Source organism: Martinezella sp. CNPSo 3957 (assembly GCF_057784395.1).
On record NZ_JBXSOU010000004.1, the window covers coordinates 360,790 to 385,275 of the forward strand.

General features: G+C 59.5%; 23 protein-coding genes and 1 pseudogene. 10 read left to right on the forward strand and 14 right to left on the reverse strand.

The features are described 5' to 3' along the window. Positions 1 to 231: 231 nt before the first annotated feature. Positions 232 to 324: pseudogene (locus AC13QE_RS13045) on the reverse strand (IS5/IS1182 family transposase); the annotation flags it as partial. A 167-nt stretch (positions 325 to 491) separates the two neighbouring features. On the opposite strand from AC13QE_RS13045, the gene AC13QE_RS13050 reads away from it, so the two are divergent. Then, on the forward strand, positions 492 to 839 hold the full coding sequence (locus tag AC13QE_RS13050) for an NIPSNAP family protein (RefSeq protein WP_488483986.1): 348 nt from the start codon (positions 492 to 494) through the stop codon (positions 837 to 839). A 155-nt stretch (positions 840 to 994) separates the two neighbouring features. On the opposite strand, the gene AC13QE_RS13055 is transcribed toward AC13QE_RS13050, so the two are convergent. After that, positions 995 to 1,198 carry a hypothetical protein gene (locus AC13QE_RS13055; RefSeq protein WP_112336114.1) on the reverse strand — a complete coding sequence of 68 codons (204 nt, stop codon included), beginning with the start codon at positions 1,196 to 1,198 and terminating at the stop codon, positions 995 to 997. A gap of 335 nt (positions 1,199 to 1,533) precedes the next feature. Here AC13QE_RS13055 and AC13QE_RS13060 point away from each other — a divergent pair, with 335 nt between their 5' ends. The 4 genes from AC13QE_RS13060 (at position 1,534) to AC13QE_RS13075 (ending at position 6,728) form a co-directional block, all read left to right on the forward strand. Then, the gene (locus AC13QE_RS13060) at positions 1,534 to 2,253 is read left to right on the forward strand and encodes a CDP-diacylglycerol diphosphatase (protein WP_132719187.1); all 720 of its coding nucleotides are present in this window, start codon (positions 1,534 to 1,536) and stop codon (positions 2,251 to 2,253) included. 277 nt (positions 2,254 to 2,530) lie between these two features. Next, the gene (locus tag AC13QE_RS13065; RefSeq protein ID WP_112335900.1) at positions 2,531 to 2,992 is read left to right on the forward strand and encodes a (2Fe-2S)-binding protein; all 462 of its coding nucleotides are present in this window, start codon (positions 2,531 to 2,533) and stop codon (positions 2,990 to 2,992) included. Then, positions 2,989 to 5,253 carry a xanthine dehydrogenase family protein molybdopterin-binding subunit gene (locus AC13QE_RS13070; protein WP_488483987.1) on the forward strand — a complete coding sequence of 755 codons (2,265 nt, stop codon included), beginning with the start codon at positions 2,989 to 2,991 and terminating at the stop codon, positions 5,251 to 5,253. The genes AC13QE_RS13065 and AC13QE_RS13070 overlap by 4 nt, the downstream gene beginning before the upstream one ends. A 125-nt stretch (positions 5,254 to 5,378) precedes the next feature. Further along, positions 5,379 to 6,728 carry a c-type cytochrome gene (locus AC13QE_RS13075; RefSeq protein WP_488483988.1) on the forward strand — a complete coding sequence of 450 codons (1,350 nt, stop codon included), beginning with the start codon at positions 5,379 to 5,381 and terminating at the stop codon, positions 6,726 to 6,728. A 102-nt stretch (positions 6,729 to 6,830) separates the two neighbouring features. On the opposite strand, the gene AC13QE_RS13080 is transcribed toward AC13QE_RS13075, so the two are convergent. The 4 genes from AC13QE_RS13080 to AC13QE_RS13095 form a co-directional block, all read right to left on the reverse strand. Further along, a complete protein-coding gene (locus AC13QE_RS13080) occupies positions 6,831 to 8,018 on the reverse strand; it encodes an arabinose transporter (protein ID WP_488483989.1) in 1,188 nt (395 codons plus the stop codon). Positions 8,019 to 8,231: 213 nt separating this feature from the next. Then, complete coding sequence (locus AC13QE_RS13085; RefSeq protein ID WP_488483990.1) at positions 8,232 to 8,861, reverse strand: ParB-like protein; 630 nt, start codon at positions 8,859 to 8,861, stop codon at positions 8,232 to 8,234. A 151-nt stretch (positions 8,862 to 9,012) separates the two neighbouring features. Continuing rightward, positions 9,013 to 9,189 (reverse strand): hypothetical protein, encoded by a 177-nt coding sequence (locus tag AC13QE_RS13090; RefSeq protein ID WP_488483991.1) that lies wholly within the window; start codon positions 9,187 to 9,189, stop codon positions 9,013 to 9,015. Between the two features lie 188 nt (positions 9,190 to 9,377). Further along, entirely contained in the window at positions 9,378 to 10,139 is a 762-nt protein-coding gene (locus tag AC13QE_RS13095) for a phosphatase PAP2 family protein (RefSeq protein ID WP_488483992.1), read from the reverse strand. A gap of 203 nt (positions 10,140 to 10,342) precedes the next feature. On the opposite strand from AC13QE_RS13095, the gene AC13QE_RS13100 reads away from it, so the two are divergent. Together AC13QE_RS13100 and AC13QE_RS13105 are read left to right on the forward strand one after the other, a co-directional pair. Further along, positions 10,343 to 11,035 (forward strand): response regulator, encoded by a 693-nt coding sequence (locus AC13QE_RS13100; protein WP_488483993.1) that lies wholly within the window; start codon positions 10,343 to 10,345, stop codon positions 11,033 to 11,035. Then, a complete protein-coding gene (locus AC13QE_RS13105; RefSeq protein ID WP_488483994.1) occupies positions 11,032 to 12,261 on the forward strand; it encodes an ATP-binding protein in 1,230 nt (409 codons plus the stop codon). The genes AC13QE_RS13100 and AC13QE_RS13105 overlap by 4 nt, the downstream gene beginning before the upstream one ends. Positions 12,262 to 12,347: 86 nt before the next feature. Here AC13QE_RS13105 and AC13QE_RS13110 read toward each other — a convergent pair whose 3' ends face one another. Further along, positions 12,348 to 13,505 (reverse strand): patatin-like phospholipase family protein, encoded by a 1,158-nt coding sequence (locus tag AC13QE_RS13110; protein ID WP_488483995.1) that lies wholly within the window; start codon positions 13,503 to 13,505, stop codon positions 12,348 to 12,350. Positions 13,506 to 13,541: 36 nt separating this feature from the next. Beyond that, a complete protein-coding gene (locus AC13QE_RS13115) occupies positions 13,542 to 14,288 on the reverse strand; it encodes an acetoacetate decarboxylase (protein WP_488483996.1) in 747 nt (248 codons plus the stop codon). 203 nt (positions 14,289 to 14,491) lie between these two features. Here AC13QE_RS13115 and AC13QE_RS13120 point away from each other — a divergent pair, with 203 nt between their 5' ends. Then, entirely contained in the window at positions 14,492 to 15,280 is a 789-nt protein-coding gene (locus tag AC13QE_RS13120) for a 3-hydroxybutyrate dehydrogenase (RefSeq protein WP_488483997.1), read from the forward strand. A gap of 208 nt (positions 15,281 to 15,488) precedes the next feature. Next, positions 15,489 to 16,403 carry a polyphosphate kinase 2 gene (ppk2, locus tag AC13QE_RS13125; RefSeq protein WP_132719174.1) on the forward strand — a complete coding sequence of 305 codons (915 nt, stop codon included), beginning with the start codon at positions 15,489 to 15,491 and terminating at the stop codon, positions 16,401 to 16,403. 102 nt (positions 16,404 to 16,505) lie between these two features. Here the strand turns inward: ppk2 and AC13QE_RS13130 are convergent, their stop codons facing one another. Continuing rightward, positions 16,506 to 17,285 (reverse strand): class I SAM-dependent methyltransferase, encoded by a 780-nt coding sequence (locus tag AC13QE_RS13130; RefSeq protein ID WP_112414218.1) that lies wholly within the window; start codon positions 17,283 to 17,285, stop codon positions 16,506 to 16,508. 336 nt (positions 17,286 to 17,621) lie between these two features. Here AC13QE_RS13130 and AC13QE_RS13135 point away from each other — a divergent pair, with 336 nt between their 5' ends. Then, entirely contained in the window at positions 17,622 to 18,905 is a 1,284-nt protein-coding gene (locus AC13QE_RS13135) for a cystathionine gamma-synthase family protein (RefSeq protein WP_488483998.1), read from the forward strand. Between the two features lie 43 nt (positions 18,906 to 18,948). Here AC13QE_RS13135 and AC13QE_RS13140 read toward each other — a convergent pair whose 3' ends face one another. The 5 genes from AC13QE_RS13140 to AC13QE_RS13160 all read right to left on the reverse strand — a co-directional run bounded on the left by AC13QE_RS13140 (position 18,949) and on the right by AC13QE_RS13160 (position 24,432). After that, positions 18,949 to 19,332: a YybH family protein gene (locus tag AC13QE_RS13140; RefSeq protein ID WP_488483999.1), complete on the reverse strand. Its 384-nt coding sequence runs from the start codon at positions 19,330 to 19,332 to the stop codon at positions 18,949 to 18,951. 300 nt (positions 19,333 to 19,632) lie between these two features. Further along, complete coding sequence (locus tag AC13QE_RS13145; protein ID WP_488484000.1) at positions 19,633 to 21,855, reverse strand: DUF1217 domain-containing protein; 2,223 nt, start codon at positions 21,853 to 21,855, stop codon at positions 19,633 to 19,635. 146 nt (positions 21,856 to 22,001) lie between these two features. After that, positions 22,002 to 23,279, reverse strand: a complete 1,278-nt coding sequence (locus tag AC13QE_RS13150; RefSeq protein WP_488484001.1) for an ABC transporter permease — start codon at positions 23,277 to 23,279, stop codon at positions 22,002 to 22,004. After that, positions 23,276 to 23,962: an ABC transporter ATP-binding protein gene (locus tag AC13QE_RS13155; protein WP_488484002.1), complete on the reverse strand. Its 687-nt coding sequence runs from the start codon at positions 23,960 to 23,962 to the stop codon at positions 23,276 to 23,278. The genes AC13QE_RS13150 and AC13QE_RS13155 overlap by 4 nt, the downstream gene beginning before the upstream one ends. A gap of 5 nt (positions 23,963 to 23,967) precedes the next feature. Beyond that, positions 23,968 to 24,432 carry a hypothetical protein gene (locus tag AC13QE_RS13160; protein WP_488484003.1) on the reverse strand — a complete coding sequence of 155 codons (465 nt, stop codon included), beginning with the start codon at positions 24,430 to 24,432 and terminating at the stop codon, positions 23,968 to 23,970. Positions 24,433 to 24,486: the final 54 nt, after the last annotated feature.

Below are 24,486 nucleotides of genomic sequence, written 5' to 3' on the forward strand. Positions count from 1 at the left end.
ATCTAGTAGAAACTCTTCGTCGGTCTACCGGTTGCTGTGGGTTTCTTTCAGGAAGACGGGGCCGATGGGATTGTGCTGCCACGGTCGGCTCTCATCTGAATTGGGAAGCAGAGGACACCACGAATAAACGGAGGCGCCTCCGTTTAAATTAATGCCTGGCTTGTTTTCGTCAAGCCCCGACAGAGGGGCAAATCTTGAACCGATCGGAGGATGAGAAGAGCCTCTGCTGCTTGTCCTACGTCGCCCACCACTGCATGCCGGCGGAATCAGGGGATCGATCAGCGCCCATTCCCGGCCCATAAAATCACTTGAAACATGAAGCCCGCTTCAGTTATGCTCAAATCGAGCAATAGTAGAGCACATCATCGAAAACGCCGTTTTGTTTCAGCACCACAAGGAATCACAACCCGCTGTTATCGCTCAACTAGTTTTAAGTCGGGCTCGCAGGGACATGCTCGGCCTGTTCTGAATTCACCCAAGGAGGATTTTTCATGATCCATGAAATGCGCATCTATACTTGCTTGCCCGGCAAGCTGCCAGCGCTCCAGGAGCGCTTCGAAACGGCGACACTGGCGATCTGGAGCCGGCTCGGCATCCGCCCCCTCGGTTTCTGGACGACGATGGTCGGGCCCTCCAGTAACGACCTCATCTATTTCCTCGAATGGCAATCGCTGGAGGAGCGCCAGCGGAAATGGGCGGAATTCGTGGCTGATCCGGCTTGGAAGGAGGCTCTGGCAAGGAGCGAGACGTCGGGCCCGATCATCGCCAATATCGCCAGTTCGATCCTGCAGCCGACTAGATTCTTTCGCCCCTTTATCTCCGTCGAGGCCGATGGCTGAAGACGAGTAGAAAATTGGTCGATGAGATCTACGTCAAGATCCGCGGTGCGATCGCCAGCTGTGGAGAGGATGCGGCAGCTATCGAGAGAATCAGAAAGCCGGGACATGCCCGGCTTTCAAAAATCTTTTCGACGCGCGCGCCTGCTGCTTTCCAGTCAGCCGTTCTGATCGCTGCTATTGTCGGCAGCCGGTTCCTGTTCTTTTTCCTTCAGCACGTCCGTCAGCTTGTTGACGCCTTCAAAGCCGGCGACGGCAGCGGCGGCCTTCGTCAGGAAACCGGCATTCGGGTCGACAGCCTCAACGGCCTCATCGGCAGCCACGGCACCTGCAACTTCTTCAATCAGCTTTCCGATACCCATTTCAAGCTCCTGATCGTTTTGTGTCAGCCGCAAATTGCGGCGATCGAGCGTTGCGAACACCTCGCAGCGGATGTTCAAAGGCCATTGCGAACGACCTCATCCCCTCCGGGTGCGAGACATGGACTTCCCCGGCTTCTGCCATTTAGGCAACCAAACTGAAAGCGGCCTTAGCCCGAGATGAAGCGAAGCTGATATCACGCAATCTCTACGGCACGCGCCTGCCCGCATTTGACACTTGCCGCCGTCAAGCCGTCACATCAGCCTAATAGGCCTGTGCTAAATCCTCCGGAATTTCGGACAATGCCAAACCGTTTGAACCTGGGAAATTTCCTGCCATGACATTCTCGCGCCGCGTCACGGCTCTTGCCGCATCCTTCCTCCCCTTCCTTTTCGCGCCGGCCTTCGCCGACTCCGACGTGCTCTGGAAGATCGTTCATGACAAGTGCGTGGTGCAGACTGCACCCTGCCTTTCGGTGAATACGGCCGAGCACTACGCGATGCTGAAGGATCTGCGGGGCGTTGCGCAAGTTCTGCTGATTCCGACCGATAAGATCACTGGCATGGAGAGCGCGGCACTCCTCGATCCTGCAACGCATAACTTCTTTGCCGATGCCTGGGCCGAGCGAGCCGATGTCGATGTCCGACTGCCGCATGCGCTCCCGCGCGACGGCCTCAGCCTGGCCATCAACGCGCAGCAGGCTCGTTCGCAGAACCAGCTGCATATCCACGTCGATTGCCTGAGCGCCGATGCACGGGCAGCCCTCAAGGCCGATGCCGACCAGATCGGCACCGACTGGGCACCCCTTCCCGATACCATCGCCGGCCACAAGTTCTTGGCGGTCCGGGTTAAGGGCGAGACACTGGGCGACTTCAATCCGTTCCTGGCGCTCGCCAAGACATTGAAGGACCCGGCGAAGGAAATGGGCGATCACAATCTCGTGGTTGTCGGCGCCAATTTCGCAGACGGCCCCGGTTTCATTGTCCTCACCGATGTCGCAGTGCCCGGCATGGGCGGCGAGGACGTGCAGGATCACAGTTGTGCGATTACGCATTAAAATCAACATATTATGGCTTAGGGTCAGGGCCGCATCGATCACCTCTTCGATCCGGCAGCCTCCCTTCGCGCGAGCGAAATGAGCCTGGAAACCGGATTTATGAATCCGGTTTCTAACGTCTATCGCGTTTCACATACTAATCTTTTTGATGCGGTCGGTTCAGTGTTATAGTCCGGGTTGTGAGCCTGAGCTATGCGTCATCCGTTCGTTGAGCATCCAGATCATCGAGCAGCACCGGCAATGAAGGTTCGCGATCGAAAGCCTCAGGAGGCGCCTCATGAATCTTCAAATCAATAACCAATCCTACCAAGTCGATTCGGAGGGAGATACGCCGCTCCTCTGGATCATCCGCGACGAGCTGGGCATGACCGGCACGAAATATGGCTGCGGGCTGGCACAATGCGGTGCCTGTTCCGTTCTTGTCGATGGCGAAGTGGTGCGCTCCTGCGTGACGCCGCTCGACAGCGTCGCCGGCCGCCAGATTACGACGATCGAGGCGATCGAGGCGGACCCGGTTGGAAAGCGTGTTGTCGCTGCCTGGGTCAAGCATCAGGTTCCGCAATGCGGCTACTGCCAATCGGGACAGGTCGTGGCAGCGACCGCACTTCTCAAGCAGATACCCAATCCTTCCGATGACGAGATCGCTGCGGCGATGATCAATCTCTGTCGATGCGGCACCTACAACGCGATCAAGACGGCGGTCAAAGATCTCTCTTCCAAGGAAGGAGAAACGCTATGACCGAAACCAGCCGCAATCTCGTTCCCGAAGATGAGTTTCCCGCAGGATCCCCGGTCAACATCTCACGCCGGCACTTCCTCCTGACATCAGCCGGTGCCGCCGCGGGTGCATTCGTGCTTGGTTTCGGCGTTCCGGTTGGCCGCGCGCGAGCCCAGCAGGCGGCAAGCCCAATGCCTCCAGGCACTCGCGTTCCCGCCTTTCTCGAAATTCGCCCGGACAGCACCATCCGCTTCATGAGCCCCTTCGTCGAAGGCGGGCAAGGCGTCTTCACTGCGATGGCCCAGATCGTCGGCGAGGAACTCGATGCAGATCCGAAAACCTTCGTCGTCGAAAACGCGCCCACGGGCAGCGACTATCTGGTCGTGCATGGCCAGATGCGCATCACCGGCGGCAGCATGTCGGTGCGCACCAGCTATGAGACCATGCGCCGGCTCGGCGCGCTCGCCCGCAACATGATCCTGCAAGCCGCCGCCAAGCGCCTGGATGCGCCCATTACCGAACTGACCACAGAGCCGGGCCGCGTGATCCATGCCGCATCGGGGCGCAGCCTTGCCTATGGCGACATAGCGAGCGAAGCATTGGATCTGCCGGTTCCTGCCCCTGAGAGCGTGGCGCTTCGGGACCCAAGCAAATTCCGCTGGATCGGCAAACCGGTCGAACGGCTGGATATGCATGACAAATCAACTGGTAAGGCAGTCTACGCCATAGATTGCAAGGTTGACGGCATGTTGCATGCCGCCGTCCAGCACGCTCCTCGCCTCGGCCTAACCATCGGCAAGATCCGCAACGAAGAGCAGCTCAAGGCAATGCCGGGTGTTCATTCCGTCCACAGCCTGCCCGGCGCTGTTGCAGTCGTCGCCGAGCGCTGGTGGAATGCCAAGCGGGCAGCCGAGGCCGCTCAGGTCGATTGGCGCGAGCCCGGCTCGGACGCCAATCCCGAGTTCCGCTATATGCCCGCCGATTTTTCAACCACGGCTTTCAACGACAAGCTCGCCAACGAACCGGGCAATGGCAAGGAAGCGGAGAATGTCGGCGATATCGCCAAGGCTTTCGACGGCGCCAAGACAGTCGTTTCCGCCACCTATAGGAGCCAGTATCTGCATCATGCGCAGCTGGAGCCGCCATCGACCCTGGCCCGCTTCAACCCGGACGGCAGTCTCGAACTCTGGATGCCCAATCAGGCGCCCGAGCAATTCCAGGCCGACATCGCCAAGCTGACCGGCCTCGATCCATCGAAGGTGATAATCCACAGCCCCATCCTAGGCGGCTTCTTCGGACGGCATTTCCTGTATCCATCGGCCAACCCCTATCCGCAGGCCATCCAGCTTGCAAAGGAAGTCGGGCGGCCGGTCAAGCTCATCTGGAGCCGCGAGGAAGAGTTTCTGCGCGATCCGATGCGTCCGATGGCGGCAGTGCGCTTCCGCGGCGCACTCGACGCCAGCGGCATGCCGGTGGCACTCGAGGCCATCAGCGCTTGCGAGGGTCCGACGGAAGGCGTTTACGGTCATAAGGAGGATTCACTCGATCCGACAGCCCTGGAGGGCCTTGCCGGCAAATCCTATGCAATCCCGAACTACCGCATCGCGCAGATCTACGTCAAAAACCCGACGACGCTCGCCTATTGGCGCTCTGTCGGCAATTCCATGAACGACTTCTTCTACGAGACGTTCCTGGACGAGCTGGCGGACAAGGGTGGGCAGGACCCCTATGAGCTGCGCCTCAAGCTGCTGCAAAAGAACGAGCGGCTGAGCAATCTCCTGAAAGCGGCCGGCGATCTCTCCGGCGGCTGGAAGCGGGGGCCCTTCACGGCAGACGACGGTTCGCGGCGCGCGCGCGGTGTGGCGATGGCCTCTCCGTTCGGTAGCCATACGGCTGCGATCGCCGAAGTGTCGATCCGCAACGGCCAGGTCGTCGTCCATGACGTCTGGGAAGCGATCGATCCCGGCAGCATCGTCAATCCGGCAATCATCGAAGCTCAGGTCAATTCGGCGACCGCACTCGGCATGTCGCAGGTGCTGATGGAGGAGGCCGTCTACAAGAACGGCGAACCGGTGGCGCGCAATTACGACCTCTATCCGATCCTGCCGCCGGATCGCATGGCGCGCGTTCACGTCCGCATCGTCGAAAGCGGGGCGGAAATGGGCGGCATCGGCGAGCCGGGCCTGCCAGCCATCCCGCCTGCGGTCGCCAATGCGGTGTCCACGCTGACGGGCAAGCGAATACGCAGCATGCCTCTCTCCAACTACACCTTTGAAAGCTGAGGCGCGGCACTCGCTGCGCCAAGCACATATCCGGCTCTCGGCTCATTTCTGGTCCGAGAGCCGGCTTGGTCGGCTTCCGCCTGACAGAATACGAAATCCCGAAGCAAAGACATGAGGGCACCCTCTTGAAGAAACTTCTTCTGGTTCTTCTCCTGATTATCGTGCTTGTGGCCGGCGGCGTCGCATGGTTCGTAACCCGCACGCCGGCATCTCCCTTCGACAATGTCGCCGCGATACAGGCGCCCTCGGAGGACCTGCTGCAGCAGGGCGAATATGTCGCGCGCCTCGGCGACTGCGTCGCCTGCCATAGCACGCCGAAGAGCGCTCCCTTCGCCGGCGGGCTGGAAATGGGGACGCCGCTCGGCTCCATCTTCACGACCAACATCACTCCAGACAAAGAAACCGGGATCGGCAACTATACGCTTGCCGATTTCGACCGTGCCGTGCGCCAGGGTGTTGCACGCGACGGGCATCGCCTCTATCCGGCTATGCCCTATCCCTCCTATGTGAAGATGAGCGACGACGACATTCGTGCGCTCTACGCCTATTTCATGAATAGGGTCGAGCCTGTGAAGCAGGCGGACAAACCCTCCGACATCAAATGGCCGATGAACATGCGCTGGCCTCTGGCGCTCTGGAACGCGGTCTTCACCGAAGGCGGCACCTATCAGCCGAAAACGGCCGGCGATGACCAGTGGAACCGTGGCGCCTATCTCGTTCAGGGGCCTGGTCATTGCGGCAGCTGTCATACGCCGCGCGCCATCACCATGGCGGAAAAGGCGCTGGATGAGAGCAGTCCACTCTATCTTTCCGGCGCCCTTCTCGACGGCTGGTATGCACCGAGCCTGCGTGGCGACCCCAATACCGGACTTGGGCGCTGGAGCGAGGACGATATCTATGCCTTCCTCAAGAACGGCAGGAACGGTCATGCCGTGGTCTTCGGCTCGATGGCAGATGCCTTCAACAATTCGACGCAGTTCATGAATGATGACGATCTGAAGGCGATAAGCCACTACCTGAAATCCCTGCCCGGCGATCCCGCCCGCGACGGCACCCCCTGGCAATATGACGAAGGTACCGCCCAGAACGTATCGCTTTCCAACCGCGAGCAGATTCCCGGCGCCCAGACTTTCGTCGCCAAATGCAGCTTCTGTCACGGCGTCGACGGACGCGGAAAGCAGCAATGGATACCGCCGCTCGCCGGCTCTGCCGCGTCGCTTGCGAAGGAAAACGCTTCCCAGATCAATGTAACGCTGAACGGTTCCAGCCGCGTCGTGGCGAACGGCATTCCGGACGCCTATCGCATGCCTCCATTCCGTCAGCAGCTTTCGGACCAGCAGATTGCCGATGTCCTGACATTCGTGCGCTCATCCTGGGGAAATCACGGCGGAGCGGTTTCGACAAACGATGTGAAGGCATTGCGCGAGCATACGGATCCGGCCAGCAGCAGCCCGATCATATTGCAAATGCGATAGTTTCCCACCGGGGCCTGGCCGTTACCGGCGACAAAGGGGCGCATCGCGCAACGTCACGAAGCGTTTATGCGGTCCCTGCCGGCAGCAGGAACCGCATATCATTCAGTTGAATGCGACGGTGCGTATTCTGCGGAGCGAGAGCGCGATCAACAGGCCAGCGATCGCAGCGGCAGTGCCCGCCAGGAAGACGCTGCCATAGCCGGCCCGGTCGGCCAAAAGGCCGGCAAATGGCCCGGTCAGCCCGTAGGCGAGGTCCTGAAAGGCCGAGAAGCCGCCAAGCGCCGTGCCGCGCAGATGCGGCTCCACCCGCCGGACGACCTCGCGGCCGATGGAAGGATAGATCAGCGAGCATCCGAAACCGGTCAAAAAGGCACCCGCCAGGGCGAGCATGGGATCGGTGGCACTCCAGATCAACAATTGGCCTACCGCTTCGACGGCCAGTGACCCGAGCGCGACCGGTAAGCCACCGATACGATCAGGCAGATGGCCGAAGAACACGCGCACCAGAACGAAGCCGACGCCGAAGGCGGTCAAGCCCAGCCCAGCGTAGTTCCATCCCTGGTCGAGGAAATAGAGCGTGAAGAAGGCGCCGATGGCGCCAAAGCCTATCCCCTGAAGGCACACGATCGCCCCATACAGCCAGACCCTGCTGACGATATTCCAAAATGGCGGGCGCTGCTCACCGGGATGCGGCGCAACGCTGGGAACCCTCCAGATCGCCACCAGCCCGAGGAACGGCAGGACGGCGCTGATCGCCATCGTCCCGGCAAAGCCGAACCGGCTGAACAACATCAACCCGATCGGCCCGCCCACCGCAAGCGCTCCATAGATGGCAGCGCCGACCAGCGCCAGGACCCGGCCCGAACGCGCCGGGCCGACGAAACCAATGCCCCAGGCGATGACGCCGACGGCGACCAGACTTTCGCCCAGCCCCAGAGCCAAGCGTCCCAGAAGGAGGAGCAGGAAGGATGGCCATGGCATGTGCGCCAGCAGGCCGGCGGCCAGAGCCGTCAAAGCGCCGGCGACATAGAATGCAAGCCCCTGTGCCACCGCGACCTTGGCGCCGTGGTGGTCCGAGAGCCCACCGGCATAGCCGCGCGTGAGGATCGTCGTCAGAAAGGCGATGCCGACGCCGAGCCCCGCCCAGACATTGCCGAGCTGCAGTTGTCCGCTCACGTAAAGCGGTACGATCGGAAACGAGATGCCGATGCAAAGATAGGAAATGAAGAGAATGGCGCTGAGCAGCATCAGCCGGCCGCGCGCCTGATCAGGTGTCGATTGAAAAGCCATGATAATCTCCAGGCTTTTCCTCGATCGGCGAAGGCATAAAAAAACGCACTCCGACCGACGAGGATCGTTGAGTGCGTTGCTTGACGTCAAACGCTTACGGCCAGCAAGGCTGGCTGCATCTGCAATATGCGCTTGCTGAATCAGAGTCAATCCGAGCTCGCGAAACTGAGCGGTCGGCCAACGAAGCTTCAGGCTTGCGAGATCGGTTCAGAGTTATTCGGCGACCGGGCCGCACCAGCCGGGCAGATAATCGGCATCCTTGTGCTTGGCAAGATCATGCGCCTTTTCCACCGCGGCCTTGAAATTCTTCTCTAGATCTTTGCGCTTGATGCGGCGGCGCAAGAAATCTGCCCAGAGAAATTCGCTGAACGGCGTCGTGTCCTTGGCATAGCCGCCGACATGCCGCAGTTCGCCAGCCAAAGAGCGATAGGGATCGTCGATCAGATCCTTGATGCTCTTCGGGATGTCTTCATAGCCACGACGCTTCCCCTCTTCGTCAAAGGGATGCATCCAGTCATGACAGTCCATGACGAACCAGAAGGATTCCCGGTCAAGTCGCGAAAGATCGGCAACCGTCGTGACGAGAACATTCTTCACCCCTTCCTCATAAAGCGCGAGCGAAAGATGGTGATGATCGATGACATAGTATTGGCCCCGCGGTCCGCGAATGGTCGGCACCATGTGATTTCCGAGGAACTCACCGGCCTTGTCGCCCGCGGCTTCCGCCTTGAGGCGCCAAGCCTTACGCTTGGCCTTGACCTCGCGCATGCCGACGGTGATCTGGGTGGGTCTCAATTCTTCGATGGGAACTGGATGCAGGATCGGTTCGCGCAGCGTAACCATTTGAAAGCTCTCCGCAAAGGCAGGACCATCCGAGCCTAGCATAACCGGCCGATCCGGCAAGGTCGGCGCTATATGCTCGTCGGCAAACTGTATCGGCTGAAGGCGAACCTGCCGTGAGAAGCACAGCTCATGTTCGGAGATTCATTGCCTGTCATGCGGCTTTCTTGATCACCGTAAACTGCGAACGCCTGTAGAAGGCCAGCATTTCCCGCTCGAAACTCTCGACGGCAAGTAGGACCCACGGCTCGTAATGGTCTTTGCGGGACCGCATCCTGCGTCGGCCATCCATGTCGAGCATTCCCCGCAACGCCCAATCTACCAACCCCATCCCATCACTCTCACCCTGACCAGGTCCATTCGCCGTCCGCCTTACCGGCCTCGATCGCGTTCGGCGGCATGGCGAACGCTAAATAGGTAAACGCTGATCGAAGGAAAGGTGAAGAAACGTTGTGTTAAGGTTTGTAACATCCGTTTGCTTGGAACTGTCGCATTGCGGAGACACCCTGGCGATAGGGGTCACCTGAACATAAGGCGCGTGACGTAGCGATCGATGGCCCGCGAATTCGCGCCGATCCAGCGCCAGATCATGGCCATGGCGAACATGGTCAAAAGCCAGCCGAGCATGACATCCGACAGGAAATGAGCACCGAAGATCACGCGGTTGAATGCCACGAACAGCGAGCATGGCACCATGATCGCCGCGGCAATCCATCTGCGCCGTGCAGGCACGAGAATCAACAGGGACAACGCCGCCGCAGCCGCGGCGGCTTCACCGGAAGGAAAGGAACAATTGCGGCTGCATGCCCCAGAAAACTGCCATACCGGCGTAAAGTCGGCCTTGCCCCCGAATTCGATCAGGTCACGGGGGCGTACACGTCCGATTGCGACCTTCAGTGTCTGCACGATCAATAGCGGCCCGGCGGCAAAACTCAGAAGCACGAACAATGGCTTGTGGGAAGGGCAGAACCGCAGTCGCCGCGGCAGGAAGACATGCAGAACCACGGTGACAGCCATGGCGCCGACAATATAGGGCTGGCTTTGGCGAGCGATGTCCCTCACCGCTTTCAGCCAGGGATTCTCCACCAGCCAGAAAGCATGCCCATGGGCAAACAAGCGCGCGACCGCCAGATCGAGCTTCGGAAAAACCACAAAGACGAAGCTGGTCCAGACGATCAGCATGCCGATAACAGCCAATTCGCTATCCGCAGTTGCCTGCAGCGGACGCGGCCGCATTTGACCGGAGCCGGCGCTCCAAGAATTTGATGCAAATTTCCACATGCCATGTCTCCAGAGGCGGAACGGCGCCAAGCTGAAGCCCGATTGTCAAGGAATGGCGAAGATCGCATGAAGGCTCTGTTCAGAGTCGGCCATCGGACGATCGGAAAACTGTTTGGAAATTGCGGAAGCGGGCTTAGTCCGCAATAGTAAGGTTCGGGCGACAAAGTCGAACGGAAAAACGGAAGAAGCACAGGGCGCTAGGGGTGGATAACAGTCTCGTTCTTATTGTCGAGGATGAACCAGCGATCGCGCAGATACTCGAGGGCTATCTGACGCGGGACGGCTTTCGCACGGTTCGCGCCGGCGACGGCGAAACCGCGCTGCAGCACCATGCGCTTTTGAAGCCGGATCTCGTGCTGCTGGATGTTCGTTTGCCAAAACTGAACGGCTTCGGCGTGCTCGGCCGCCTGCGCCAGGCCGGCTCGACGCCGGTCATCATGGTCACGGCCGTTGCTGACGACATAGACCGCCTGAGCGGGTTGCGCCTCGGTGCCGACGACTACATCGTCAAGCCGTTCAACCCGCAGGAAGTCGTCGCCCGCGTCAGAGCGGTCTTGCGCCGGACGCAGGGCGAGCGAGCAGAAGCCATCAAGCGCTTCGGCGCGCTGGAGGTCGACTTCGGCAGCTATACGGTCTTCATCAACAAGGATGAGCGCCGTATTGCATTGCCGCTGACGCTCAGCGAATTCCGCATCCTCGCCTATATGATCCGCCATCCCACCCAGGCTTTCGCGCGTGCCGATATTCTCGATGCCTGCCTGCCGGAAAGCGATGCTCTGGTGCGGACCGTCGACACGCACATTTCCAATCTCAGGCGCAAACTGGAGGAAATGGGGCAGATCGGCTTCTTTCCTGCCGTGCGCGGCATCGGCTATCGCTTTTCGGACCCGAGATGAAGAAACCGAGATTTCCCAGCGCGCCGCTTGCCACGCTCACGGCCGTCGTCATCACGATCATGCTGCTGCTCAGCGTCGGCCTCACCTATGTGGGGGTCAACTGGTACGCGACCTATCTGGAGCAGGGTATTAGCGATGCCCTGCCACCGCGAGCCGCAACAGCCTACAAGATGCTGAGCGAAAACAAGATCCCCGATGGGGATTCGCTCAAGCTGCTTGTCGAACATCTTAATTCGCTGACGGAGCCGACGGATCTCAAGGTGCAGCTTTCCGTGCTCGTCTTCGGCCTCATGTCAGCGCTCCTCTGCGCCGTGATCGGCGTCTTCCTGGCGCGTCGGCTCACACATCCGCTCGAAGAGCTCACCTCTGCCGCCGAGGGCCTTAAATCGGGCGACTTCTCCGTCCGCGTCCCCGCCTCCTATCGAAGCGCCCGCGAAGTCGCGAGCCTTGTCGAAACCTTCAACGCTCTTGCGACCAGCCTGGAGACGATGGAGGAACGATTGCGTTTCAACAACATGGCGGTTGCACACGAGCTGCGGACGCCGTTGACCATCCTGCAAGGATCATTGCAAAGCATGCTCGACGGCGTATTTCCAATGGACCGGAAAATCATTTCCGATCTCCTCCTGCAGGTCGAAGGCCTGGGGCGGGTTGTCGAAGACCTGCGCACCCTGTCGCTCGCCATCGGCCAGAAGCTGGTGATCGAGCGCCAGCGCATCGACACATCGCGATTGGTCGAGACTGTCATCGCCGCGGCAAAGCCCATGCTGGAAGCCAGCAGGATGCAGGTGGAAACGGAGCTGAAACCCGCCTGGATTTCAGCCGACTCTCCCCGTATCCGCCAGGCTGTATTGGCGCTTTTCGAAAATGCATGCCGCTACGCTGCAGAGGGCGGCTCGCTGCGATGCGAAACCGAACAGGTCGCGGACGATAGCGTCATCATCCGCGTTCTCGATCGCGGCCCGGGATTTCCGCTGGATATGGATGCCGTCGCGGTTAACCCGTTCTGGCGTGGCGACCCCTCGCGTTCGCGCGCGACCGGCGGCACCGGACTGGGGCTATCCGTGGTGCAGGCAATCGCGCTTGCGCATGGCGGGCACCTGGAATTCGCAAACCGGCCGGAAGGCGGCGCGATGGTGTCAATCCATTTGACGGACAGCACGCCAGGAGAAACACATGGTTTCGATGAGCTGGAAACAGCCTCCCGCCAATGCGGGCTTTGTTGAGCAAAACCATCGCGGCCGGGCGGACCCTGAAAATCTCTCCGGACCGGCGCAATCGTCTGCGGTAGCGATCTAGCGCAACATTGACCTCAGGCCGGATCTTCCCGGTGTAAATCGTGGATAGCGACGGCGTCGTCGGTAAACGGCGGCAACAGCCAGTCGGTATGGCGCAGCGTCCGCTTCGTATCCTCGAGGCCCATATCCCAGTGCTCTCGCATCGAGGTGCCCGAAAACTCGTAATCCTTGGCGTGACCTTCGTAGTTCTTGTGCTGATAGATCAGGTGCACAATGTTGACGACACCGGCATCGGAATAATCGGCGATCAGTTCTTCCTCTTCCGCGGTCAGCTGATCCCTGGGGACACGCTTCAGCGCACCCAGAAGCTTCATCTTCAGTCCATGGATGCGCTTGAAATTATCGGTGTTCTGCCGCGTGCGGCTCGAATACATGATGTCTTTATGGCGTGAAAGGACATCTGGCATGCTGCGCGGCAGGACGCCGCGCGCGCTGAACAGATCGACCTGGAAGACCAGCGAACTGCGGTCTTCTTCCTGATCGAGCAGATATTGCAGCGGCGTGTTGGAAACGATGCCGCCGTCCCAGTAATATTCGCCCTCGATGCGGACGGACGGAAGTGCGGGCGGCAGCGCGCCACTTGCCATGATGTGCTCGGGGCCGATGCGCATATTGTCGGTGTCGAAATAGACGAAGTTGCCGGTGCGGACATTCACCGCACCGACGCTGAAGCGCTTCTTGCCATCGTTCAGCACGTCGAAATCGATCAGCATTTCCAGCGTCTTCTTGAGCTCTGCCGAGTCATAGAAGCTGGTGGCACCTTCCGCACCCGGCAGCTCCAGCCAGGGATTGGGAAAGCGCGGCTTGAAGAAGCCGGGCTGGCCCATGGTCATCGTCATCCACGAGCTGGTGCGGTTGCGGATATCGCGAAAGAAATCACCTTCGGGCGTATAGGCCCAGATCTTGCGGCCGGAGATGATCTGCCAGAATTGCTCCAGACGCTGCAGCCGCCGACCAGGCTCGTTGCCGGCGATGATCGCGGCATTGACCGCGCCGATCGAGACGCCGGAAAGCCAGGTCGGCTCGCATCCCGCTTCGGCAAGCGCTTCGTAAACGCCAGCCTGATAGGCGCCGAGCGCGCCGCCCCCCTGGAAAACCAGGGCGACGCGATCATATTGAGCGGCAATTTCCGGGATAGTCGGGGCTGCGGCCTTGGTGTTTCGTTCAAGCACGATCCGTCTCCAGCATGAAATAGCAATGAGGTTTGGTTATCTGCGCTCTGCGAGATAGTCGTGAACGACTTCGCCGAGGCCGAGCGTCAGATCGGCGGTGAAATGAACTGCGGAAACCACTTCCAGCACAGGCAGCCGTGCGACGTCGGCCATGACATGCGGCCGAAGATCGAGGGCAGCCGGCGAAGTCCAGGCTTCCTTGATGGCGATATCGGTCAAGTAGTAGCGCACAAGCTCGCAGATGCGCGGGGTGGCGTCGACATGCGGCACGATCTTGATCAGGAAGTTAGGTTCCGAGAGAGCGGACAGAAGCGGTCCCTGGTCGATCGGCTTGTGCTTGTAACCCATCGTTCCCGTGGCGCAAAGGACGCTGCCATAATGCAGCGTGCCGACGATGACCTCGCCCTCGTTGACGATCTTCGGGCTGGCAAGCTTCTTCGGAAAACCCCAGATCTCGCGGCCGCCGGTGATCGGCGCATCGTCATCCAGATACATGGAGTGGACATAGCCGCCCTTTTGTCCGCGATAGGTTACCGGGATCACCTGTCCGGTCTCGGTATAATCGCCGAAGCCGGTGGAATCGGGCATGCGGATGAATTCGTATTTCACCAGCGGCTCGTCGATTTCGAGCGGCGCGGGCACGACGGCCTCAAGCGCCTCGCGCGAGGTGCGGTAGGTGATGATGATATATTCGCGATCGAAGAACCGATAGGGCCCTGGAGGATAGGAGGGATTGGTCAGCGGCATCGCATAGGCATGCTTGAGAATGTCTTCGACCTTCATCGTATCTTCCGTCGTTGGAGGAAATCGCCGGCACCGGAGCGAAAACTTGCACGGTTGCATGACAGTGAAGTGTCAGGGGACGAAAGCCCACGGCTCACTGCAAATTGCACTGTTATCAAAGCGACATATCGGGCTGGCAGTGTGCGTTCACGTTGAGCATTTCCCTTACCCAACCATGTCACAAAGATTGCAGGAGTAGCATCATGGGTTCGTTGACTTCGAAGAATGCGCTGGTCACCGGTTCGACGAGCGGTATCGGGCTTGCGATCGCCCGTGCCTTTGCCGCTGAAGGTGCGAATGTGACGATCAACGGCCTTGGCGATGCCGATGCAATCGAAAAGGAACGTGCCGCAATCGAAGCCGATTTCGGTGTGAAGTGCCGCTATTCAGGCGCCAATATGATGAATGGCGAAGAAGTGACATCCATGGTGCGCGAAGCCGAGGAAGCCTTCGGCAGCCTCGATATTCTCGTCAACAATGCCGGCATCCAGTTCGTTGCCCCGATCGAGGAATTTCCTGACGACAAGTGGGAAGCGATCATCCGCATCAACCTGCTTGCAGCCTTCTATGCCATCAAGGCTGCCATCCCCGGCATGAAGGCACGCAAATGGGGCCGCATCATCAACACGTCCTCGGCGCATGCTCTTGTCGCCTCGCCTTTCAAGTCTGCCTATGTTTCGGCCAAGCACGGCATTACCGGTCTCACCAAGACGATCGCACTGGAAGCCGCCCAGAACGGCGTGACCGTCAACTCCATCGCGCCCGGCTATGTCTGGACGCCGCTCGTCGAGAAGCAGATCCCCGAGACGATGAAGGCGCGCAGCATGACGGAAGAGCAGGTCAAGCATGATGTGCTGCTCGCCGCCCAGCCGACGAAGGAATTCGTGACCGTCGATGAAGTCGCAGCCATCGCCGTCTTCCTCTGCGGCGATGCCGCCAAGCAGATTACCGGCACGACGCTTTCCGTCGATGGCGGCTGGACCGCCGAATAACACCGAAGCCACAGCCGGCACATGCTTGGGCAGCGTGCCGGCTTTCTGCGGCCCTTAGAGCCGGATGATTTAGGTCGAGTCGACCTAAAATCTGAATCCGCTCTAGAATCAAAGAAGTAGAGCGTGATGTCGTCCGAAAACCGCCAACACTTTCGGCATCACGCTCTAAGCTGCAGCATCAACATGAAAACAGAGCAGGAGGCGCACAATGACCGATGAAACCCAGGACCCACTCAGCCGCATCAAGGATGAGATCGTCGACAGCTTTGACGAAGAGCTGGAGATGCAGCTCGAAGAGGACCGGCTGGACGAGTTGGTCGCAGAGGGCCTTATCGGCGAAGGCGAAGCGGCGCTCGATCGCCGCGTCTATTTCCGCGAACTCTTTCGCCTTCAGCACGAGTTGGTGCGCCTGCAGGATTGGGTGCAGTACAAGAAGCTGAAGGTCGTCGTACTGTTCGAGGGCCGAGATTCCGCCGGCAAGGGCGGCGCCATCAAGCGTGTCACCCAGCGCCTCAATCCGCGCGTCTGCCGCGTGGTCGCACTGCCGGCTCCGACCGAGCGCGAGCGGCATCAATGGTATTTCCAGCGCTACGCCGCCCACCTGCCGACGGCAGGCGAAATGGTGCTGTTCGATCGCAGCTGGTATAACCGTGCCGGCGTCGAGCGCGTCATGGGCTTCTGCTCGCCTGAGGAGCTGGAAGAGTTCTTCCGCTCCGTGCCGGATTTCGAGCGCATGCTGGTTCGCTCCGGCATCATCCTGCTGAAATATTGGTTCTCGATCACCGACGAGGAGCAGGAATTCCGCTTCAACATGCGCATTCAGGACCCACTGAAGCAGTGGAAGCTTTCGCCGATGGACCTCCAGAGCCGCGTGCATTGGGAAGAATACACCAAGGCCAAGGAAGAGATGTTGGAGCGCACCCATATTCCGGAAGCGCCGTGGTGGGTCGTCCATGCCGTCGACAAGAAGAAAGCGCGCCTCAACTGCATTGCCCATCTTCTGGGCCAGATCCCCTACGAAAGCGTACCGAAGCCGGAAATCGTGCTGCCGGAACGCATGCGCAATGCAGATTATCACCGTACGCCGGTACCGCCGGAAATGTACGTGCCGGAAATCTACTGATTAAGACCGATGAGGGGTCCGCCTCTGGCGGCCCCTCTGAAGAATTACTTGAAAAACGAAATCGCTCTCACTCCACCGCCAGCAAGCCGGGCTGGCTCAAGGTCAGGCTGGGCGATAGGCCCATTCGGATATGGCACCCAAGCCCAGCCGCCGCAAGAGCTCATAGGCAACCCTCCGGTTGATGGGATCGTGCAGCCTGAGGACTTTCGAGCCAAGAAAATCCATCTCGGCATGCTCGAACGGCAGGAGATGTCGTGCCCTGCCAAGCGCGGCCCGATAGAACTCATGAAAATCCCGCCGGCAGACGTAGGTCTTATACTTCGTCATGCAGAAGGCGGCAAAGGTATCGCTGTTTCTGCGCAGAAAATCGGAGACGCCGACCGTCACCTCCGGCCAAGCCGGATTGAAGGTGTCGTCGAAGGCGATGATGCCGTGATCGGCCAGTACGCTCTTCGCCAACCGGCTGTCGGCAACGATGTGGCGAAGCAAATGTCCACCATCGATGCTGAAAAAACGAACCTGCCCAACCCTGTCGATGATGGCCTGCGGATCGAGCCCGGTGCTATCGCCTGTTATAACGAGGTCCTCATCAACGGGAATGCCCAGTGATCTTCCGTTGTCGAGAAAGCGTTGATATTGCGCCCCATCCGCTTCTATGTCGAAAAGATCGATCGCAAGCACATTGTCGTCGGGTGCACTGATCTTACGCAGCAAAAAATAGGACCGCCCGTAATAAACCCCGATTTCGGCAAGGCCGCCGTAAAGTTTCTCCTGTCTTTGCTTTTCGATCAACGACAGGAAGACAAGCGCATCCGGTGGATCGATATAACCATCGATTTTCTGAAGATCGCGAAACACAAATTTTCGAACGCCCGATTTCAAATGTAAACCTCATTGGTTTTCTTCATGCATTTCGCCTCTGAGCCTGCTCATCGGTTAGGACCGGTCGATCAAGAAACGCCCCATTTCTGCGAGACCGCGACAGCGAAGCCGGAAGCTCTCGAAAATTGGGGTAGTACGGCGTCAAGGCGAGCGCCACTCACGGATATAGCGACCTTTCTGTCGTATTCCGGATAGCCATGCGCTGGTTGGATAGTTCCGACCCATATCGAGTTCAGCGCCGAAGCAGCATCGTAGATGATGACGAATAGCGAGCTGGCACCCTAAGTGATGTATAATGTGAGTCTAAAATTCACATCATCGGCCGAGGAGACCGTCATGACTGCGCCGCATCCGTCCAAAACGCATATCGGCAACCACCCCCTCCATCCCGAAACACAGATGCTGAATTACGGCTATGACCCTGAGCTCTCCGAGGGCGCGGTCAAGCCACCGGTTTTCCTGACCTCCACCTTCGTCTTCAAATCGGCCGAGGACGGGCGTGATTTCTTCAACTATATCTCCGGCCGCACCGAGCCGCCGGCCGGCACGGGGGTCGGCCTCGTCTATTCCCGCTTCAATCACCCGAACAGCGAAATCGTCGAGGATCGTCTTGCCGTCTATGAAAAGGCGGAAAGCGGCGCGCTGTTTTCCTCCGGCATGTCGGCCATCGCGACGGCCCTTCTCACCTTTACACGCCCGGGCGATGCGATCCTGCATTCGCAGCCGCTCTATGGCGGCACGGAAACGCTGGTCGCCAAGACATTCCTCAATCTCGGTGTCGCGGCCGTCGGCTTCGCCGACGGTGTCAACGAAGGCTCGGTGACGGCAGCTGCCGAGGAGGCCATGGCCAAAGGCCGTGTCTCGGTCATTCTCGTGGAAACGCCTGCTAACCCCACGAACAGCCTCGTCGATATCGCGATGATCCGCCGCATTGCCGATGCGATCGGCAGAAAGCAGGGACACACGCCGATCATCGCCTGCGACAATACCCTGCTCGGCCCGGTCTTCCAGCGGCCGATCGAGCATGGCGCGGATATTTCCCTCTACTCGCTGACCAAATATGTCGGCGGCCATTCCGATCTGATCGCCGGTGCCGCACTCGGCTCCAGAGCCATCATCAAACAGGTCAAGGCCCTGCGTGGAGCGATCGGCACCCAGCTCGATCCGCATTCCTGCTGGATGCTCGGCCGATCGCTGGAAACGCTGCAGATCCGCATGGAGCGGGCAAACAGTAACGCCCGGGCGGTTGCCGATTTCCTGCGAGACCATCCGAAGGTCGAGCAGATCCACTACCTGCCCTATATCGATCCATCTTCGGCGACCGGCCGCACATTCGCCGCCCAGTGCACCGGCGCGGGCTCCACCTTCTCCTTCGACATCAAGGGCGGCCAGCCGGCATCGTTCAAATTCCTGAACGCGCTCCAGATCTTCAAGCTCGCCGTCAGCCTCGGCGGCACGGAATCGCTGGCCTCCCATCCTGCCACAACGACGCATTCGGGCGTACCTGTGGATGTACGCCACCGCATCGGCGTGCTGGAATCGACGATCCGCCTGTCGATCGGCATAGAGCATCCAGACGACCTGATCGCCGATCTGGCATCCGCGCTCGAAGCCGCGTGACGGAGATCTTACGGATTTACGACACGGATGAACGCTGCAACGATCAGCTATGCACGGTCAGAAGGTTCGCATCCCGCGCAAGGCGCCACCGGCCGTCGGCCTCCTTGCGCAGAAGAGTGAGTGTGTAACCCGATTGTTTGATGGCATCAGCGTCGGGCGATGTCATCGTGATGTCGATATGGTTGCGAATGAAGGCCCAGTCGCCCAGCACCCGCAATTCGACGATCTCGCTGGAGCCCTCCATCTTTATGCCGTCCTTGCCCTTGGAGGCTGCGGCGAAAGCTTGCTTGCCAAACGGCTCTCGGCCCGGCACCATGAAGACGACATCATCGGTCATCAGCCCCAAAACAGTTGCCGTATCGCCCGCTTTGCTTGCGGCGATCCAGGTTTCCACGACTTTGCGGATTGCCTTTTCATCCTCCGTCATTCCTAAATCTCCTCCATAGGCAGCGCCGCATTGCAACAGCGGCTGCGTTTCAACTCATGAGGCGAGGACTATTGGACGGAGAAAGTCTGCACCATCTATGCCCAATCATCCGGCCTGCTTTCAATATCCGGATTAATAATGTAGCGCGCTCCGTCATGCCGGACATAGCAGACAGCGGGCCTTCCTTGCCGCAGACGAACCGGCCTAATCCAACCCATCCTTGGGCTCGGCGGCGCGCAGGCATCGCTAAGCTCGCGCTGCCGGCGCCGGCCCGCTCCAACAAGGCAAGCGCGGAATATCCTATCGCGACCTGAGCTGGGCAATCGAGAGCATGAGGTCCGCGCTCATGCCAACTCCGGAGCCACGTGTGAGAATGGCTGACGCGGGTGAGGCGGTGCTCCCGCCATTTGCCGCATCAAAAACGGCCGAGAAGCGCTTGAGCAGCTTGTCCACCTTCCCAGCATCGTGCAGATCCTTGACGGGGAATAGTTTTTCCAACATCGCTGCCTGGCGGGTCACATCCATGTTCGACATGGATGCGGGCAGCGAATACGTCGTCTTGATCACATTGTAGAGCGCAGGATCCGACATGATATCGTAGACGGAATTGACCTGCGGCGCCTTGCGCTGGAAATAGAGGGCGAGGCGGACGCCTTCGTTGGAGTCGCCCTGTTGCGATTCCAGGGTCTGATGAAGATAGAGATCGTTGGTTGCCAGACGCGCGCCCTTGTTCTGTCCCGCCTCGATCTTGGCCGTCGTCAGATTTCCCTTGGTATCGAAGTTGAAGACGTTCACCATCGCCTTGAAGCGCTGGCCTGCCTGCGTATTCAAAAAGCCTTTGGCATCCTCGGGATCCGCGGTGAAGGCCTTCTTCAAGGTAGCCTTGTCGACCGACTTGGGATCGATATTGTTCGCAACGAGGATAAACTCCGTCAGCTTCTTGTCGGCCAGGAGATCATCGACAGTCTTGATCTTGACGATCGACTTGCTGAAATCGGTCGCCGCGTCTTTGGCATCCTTGACCGCCTTGTCCCGCATTTCGCCGGTCAGTCCGAAGGTCTTCGACTTGGAATAGGCTAAGATCAAGCTGTTGATCGAAGTCTGCGACAGCGCCGTGACAGGCGCCCGCAGATTGCCTTTGCTGTCAAAATTGTATGCCTTGGCAAGCTCGACGAACCTGCTGTCTTTCAGCGAATTGACATAGCTCTTGCTGTCATAGGGATCGCTCTCCAGGATCTTGCGCAGCTGATCTCTGGAGACCTCATTCTTGCCGATCCCAAAGGCGCGAAGCGCCATATCTTCCACAGTGGGAAGATCCTTGCTCTTTATGTCATTGGCGGCAAAGAAGTCCGCGATCGTCTTTATCTCACCAACCGCGGTCTTGTAGTGTTTCTCGGCATCGGTGAACAGAGCCTGCTTCGCACCCTTGGCCTCGGTCAGATATTTGGTCGAGATATCGTCGATGGCCTGCGGCGTCTGTGCCGACTGACCGGCCGGCAGCGTTCCGTCGGATGCAAACTGGAAATGCGCGACCATATCCGCCATTCCGGTCAATGCGGCATAGTCGGAATTCGTGAAGACTAGGTTGAACTGGACCGGGGTGAGCTTGGGATCGAGGTTGAATGCCGTCTTGATATAGGAAAACAGCCTGTTGTCACCAGTGATCTCGCTGAGCGACCGAACTTTCGTGATTGCCTGGCGATAGTAGTCGTCATTGCTGGTGGCCGCAGCCGGTGTCAGCAGGTTCGGAACCATGCTGTCATAGCGCGAGATCATGGCTTCCTTTTGCTGCGTTGTCTGGGCAGTCGCGCCGGAAAGCGTTCCATCCGCATTGAAGCCGAACTGCGACGCAATCAGCTTATATGTCGCCTGGATCGATGCGGAAGTCTGGGCTGATGCGGAAGAGAAGTTGCTCGCCGTGTTAACGAAGCTGTTGGGGTCGTTGACATCGCTGGTCAGAACCGACTTCAGGAACGTTTTTGATATATTGTCGGGGCTCAAGCCGTGCGCCCGCAGAATATAGTCCGTCATCCTGCTGCTGTTGACGATATCATCGACATTCGACACCTTGTCGATCCAGGTATCGTAGAACTTACTTTCCTTCTTGGCCAAGGTGGTTTCATTGGCGAAGGATTGCTCATAGAGCCCGATCGTATCGGTCTTCTGGGAATCGCTTTGAGCGGATTGATTTTTCGACGCGCCGCCAAAATTGAAAGCGGCGGCAAATTGCCGATAGCGGCTGTCCGTCAGCTTGTTTGCAAAGCTGCTCGTGTTGCTGAGATCACTCGTCAGAACCTTTTTCATGAAGGCTTTGGCGTAGGTCATATCCTCCAGGCCGTAGGCTTTCATCGCATAGCTATATAGCTTGTAGTCGTTCAGAAATTCGTCGACATTCTTAACCTTGCCGATATGCGCATCGTAATATTGCTGATCGCTTTTGACCGTCGCCTGTTTGGCGATGCCGGCCAGCGTCGATGCCATGTCCTTTGTCGCGGACACGTAGCCGAGATACGTCGAAATCATAGATCGCCCCCACAGCGCAGTTCACTAGTATTCGCCCCGCACGAACTATCGCAACCAGACCTTGCGCGAGGCTATATCGGCAATCAAAACGTCACATAAGCCTACGGGAAAAGAGCGGCCAACCGACGCGCTTTTGACCGCTGCCGTCAGGCGCGGAGCGCCGCAGCGGGACTGGAGCGCAAGGCACTGACCGCCGGGACGACGGAGATGATCGCCGCAACAGCCGCGAAACCTCCGACAAGCCATAGATCGTCGAAGACGAAGCCAACCGGCAAATGCACCGCCGTCGAAGCCGCAAGTCTCGCAGAGATCGTCAGTGCCGCGAGATAGCCAAACGCAATGCCGAGCGCGATGCCGGCGGCAAACAGAATGAAGAGCTCACCCCAGACAAGCGTGACGATCGAGCGGACCGGCGTTCCGAGCGCCCGCAAGGCACCGATCTGCCGCCGCCTGGATCCGACATGCATGATGGTGACAAGCACGATGGCGGCAATGACGATCGCTTGCGTCCCGAGCGCGATCGCCAGAAGCAGACTGCGGGCATCGCCGAGCGTCGCGTAGAGTCTGGTCAACACCTCCGCGGGAAAGACGCCAAGGGTCGTGCCGGTGCGGTATTCCTGCCTGAGGCGATAGGCATCGGCAATCGTCTTCGGCTTGACGAGAACGGCGGGCACGCCAGGCGTCTGCGCGTCGAAATGCTCATCCAACGGCGCATCAGCGTCGATATGCCCGTGTTCGTGGCCTTCATCACGATCTTGTTCCGGATTGGCCGCGCCGTGCGCATCTGCTTCATCGCCATCATGGTTGTGATGTTCCCCGCCATGCATGCCGTGCAACTGCCAGACCGCCCGGATCGGCACGAGGATCGCGCGGTCCCAAGCGGTTCCCGTCGGCGCCATGCGGCCTGTGATCTTGTAGGCGATGGCCGTATGGGTTTCGCCGCCTGCCTCAGCCGTACCGTGCATCGGCTTGACTTCCGCACCGGTCGACAAGGCGACATCGGAGCCGACAACCGCTTCGCCGAGGTGTGCAAACATCGCACCTTGCGAGAGGGATGGCGAAAGGGACGTGATCAGGCCTGTGGTTGTGCCGACGATCGGATGCCCGTAGGCAGAATCGCCAAAGCCGACGGGTGCGGCCAATTCGACACGTGGATCGTTGGCAAGGCGGGAAAGAACGGCGCCGTCCATCAGCGGCAGCGGCGCGGGCTGCAGAAAGACGGCGGAAAGCGCCAGCTGCGTCTCGCTGCCTGCGGCTCCGACAAGCAGATCGAATTTCTCAGCGGCGCGGGCGCTACCGAGACGGACGGCCCGCTCCTGCAGCGTCACGGTCACGCTCAGCGCGACCGACAGGGCAATCAGCACGACGACAGCCAGCGCCCCACTCCAGAAACGCCTGAGATCGGCAAGGATGAAGGTGATCATTGCGCGGCCACCTCTTGGCTGTCTTCCTCGATGCGCCCGCTTGCCAGATTGATGCGACGACCAAGACGCGCAGCGAGCGCTGTGTCATGCGTGACCACGATGAGCGTCGTCCCTTCTTCTGCCGACAATTGCAGCAGCAGCTCTGCAACCTCGTTACCTGCCTGGCGATCCAGGCTAGCGGTCGGCTCGTCGGCGACGATGACGCCCGGACGCGACAGCAGTGCGCGGGCAACGGCAACGCGCTGCATCTCGCCGCGCGACAAGGTTTCGATCTTTTGCTGCGGCCGGGCGATACCGGTCACCGCCAGCAGATAAAGCGCTCGTTCCCGTTCGCTGGCCGCAAGGCGCCGGGTCAGCTTGATCGGCAACACGACGTTCTCCAAGGCGGACAGTCCGGGAAACAGATGAAAATCCTGCATGACAAGGCCGATATTGCGGGCGCGAAAGGCGTCGCGCCGGCCGGCGGAGAGGCGCGTGATTTCCGTTCCGCTCCAGGACACGCTGCCATCCATGACGTCTTCCAGCCCGGTAATCGCATTGACGAAGGTGCTCTTGCCCGAGCCGGACGCACCCGTGATCGCAAGCCGACCGCCCGCTGGCAGATGGAAGAGGTCGATGGAGAGAACCGGTGCGGCAAGGCCGGGGAACTGCATCCTCAGGCCGGAAACATCGAGAGCGAGCATGAGGATCAGACAGTCCTGAACGAGGCGTCCCTGAGACGCAGCTGGCTGATGAAGCCGGTTTCGGGGTCGGTCCACGAACCGAATTCCAGCACGCCGCGCGCCATGATCGACGCGTTGTACTGCACGAATGTCTGCTTGGACGAGAGATAGACGACCACGATATTATCTGGCCAGTCGGCATCGGAAGAGCAGAAGGGGCAAAGCGACATCGGGATTTCCGTGAGCACGAAGAAAGCCGCCTCCGCCTTCAAGGGCGGTGCCATGAAGCCATTGATGGCGACGTCCTTGCCGCTCGACTGCTTGACCTTGTCGGAAAATTCGAGCCCCAGCGGACCGAAACTCTTGTAGAGCTCGCCGAAGCCTAGTTTCTCCGAGGCATTGGCACGTACCGCAATGCCCATGACAGGCAAGGCTGCGGCGGCGGCCAGAAAGTCTCGACGATTGATGGTGGCGATCTGATGCTTCGACATCGCGTACCCTCATAAAAATGGAGAAAACAGGCGGTTTCGACACCGCCTGCCCTA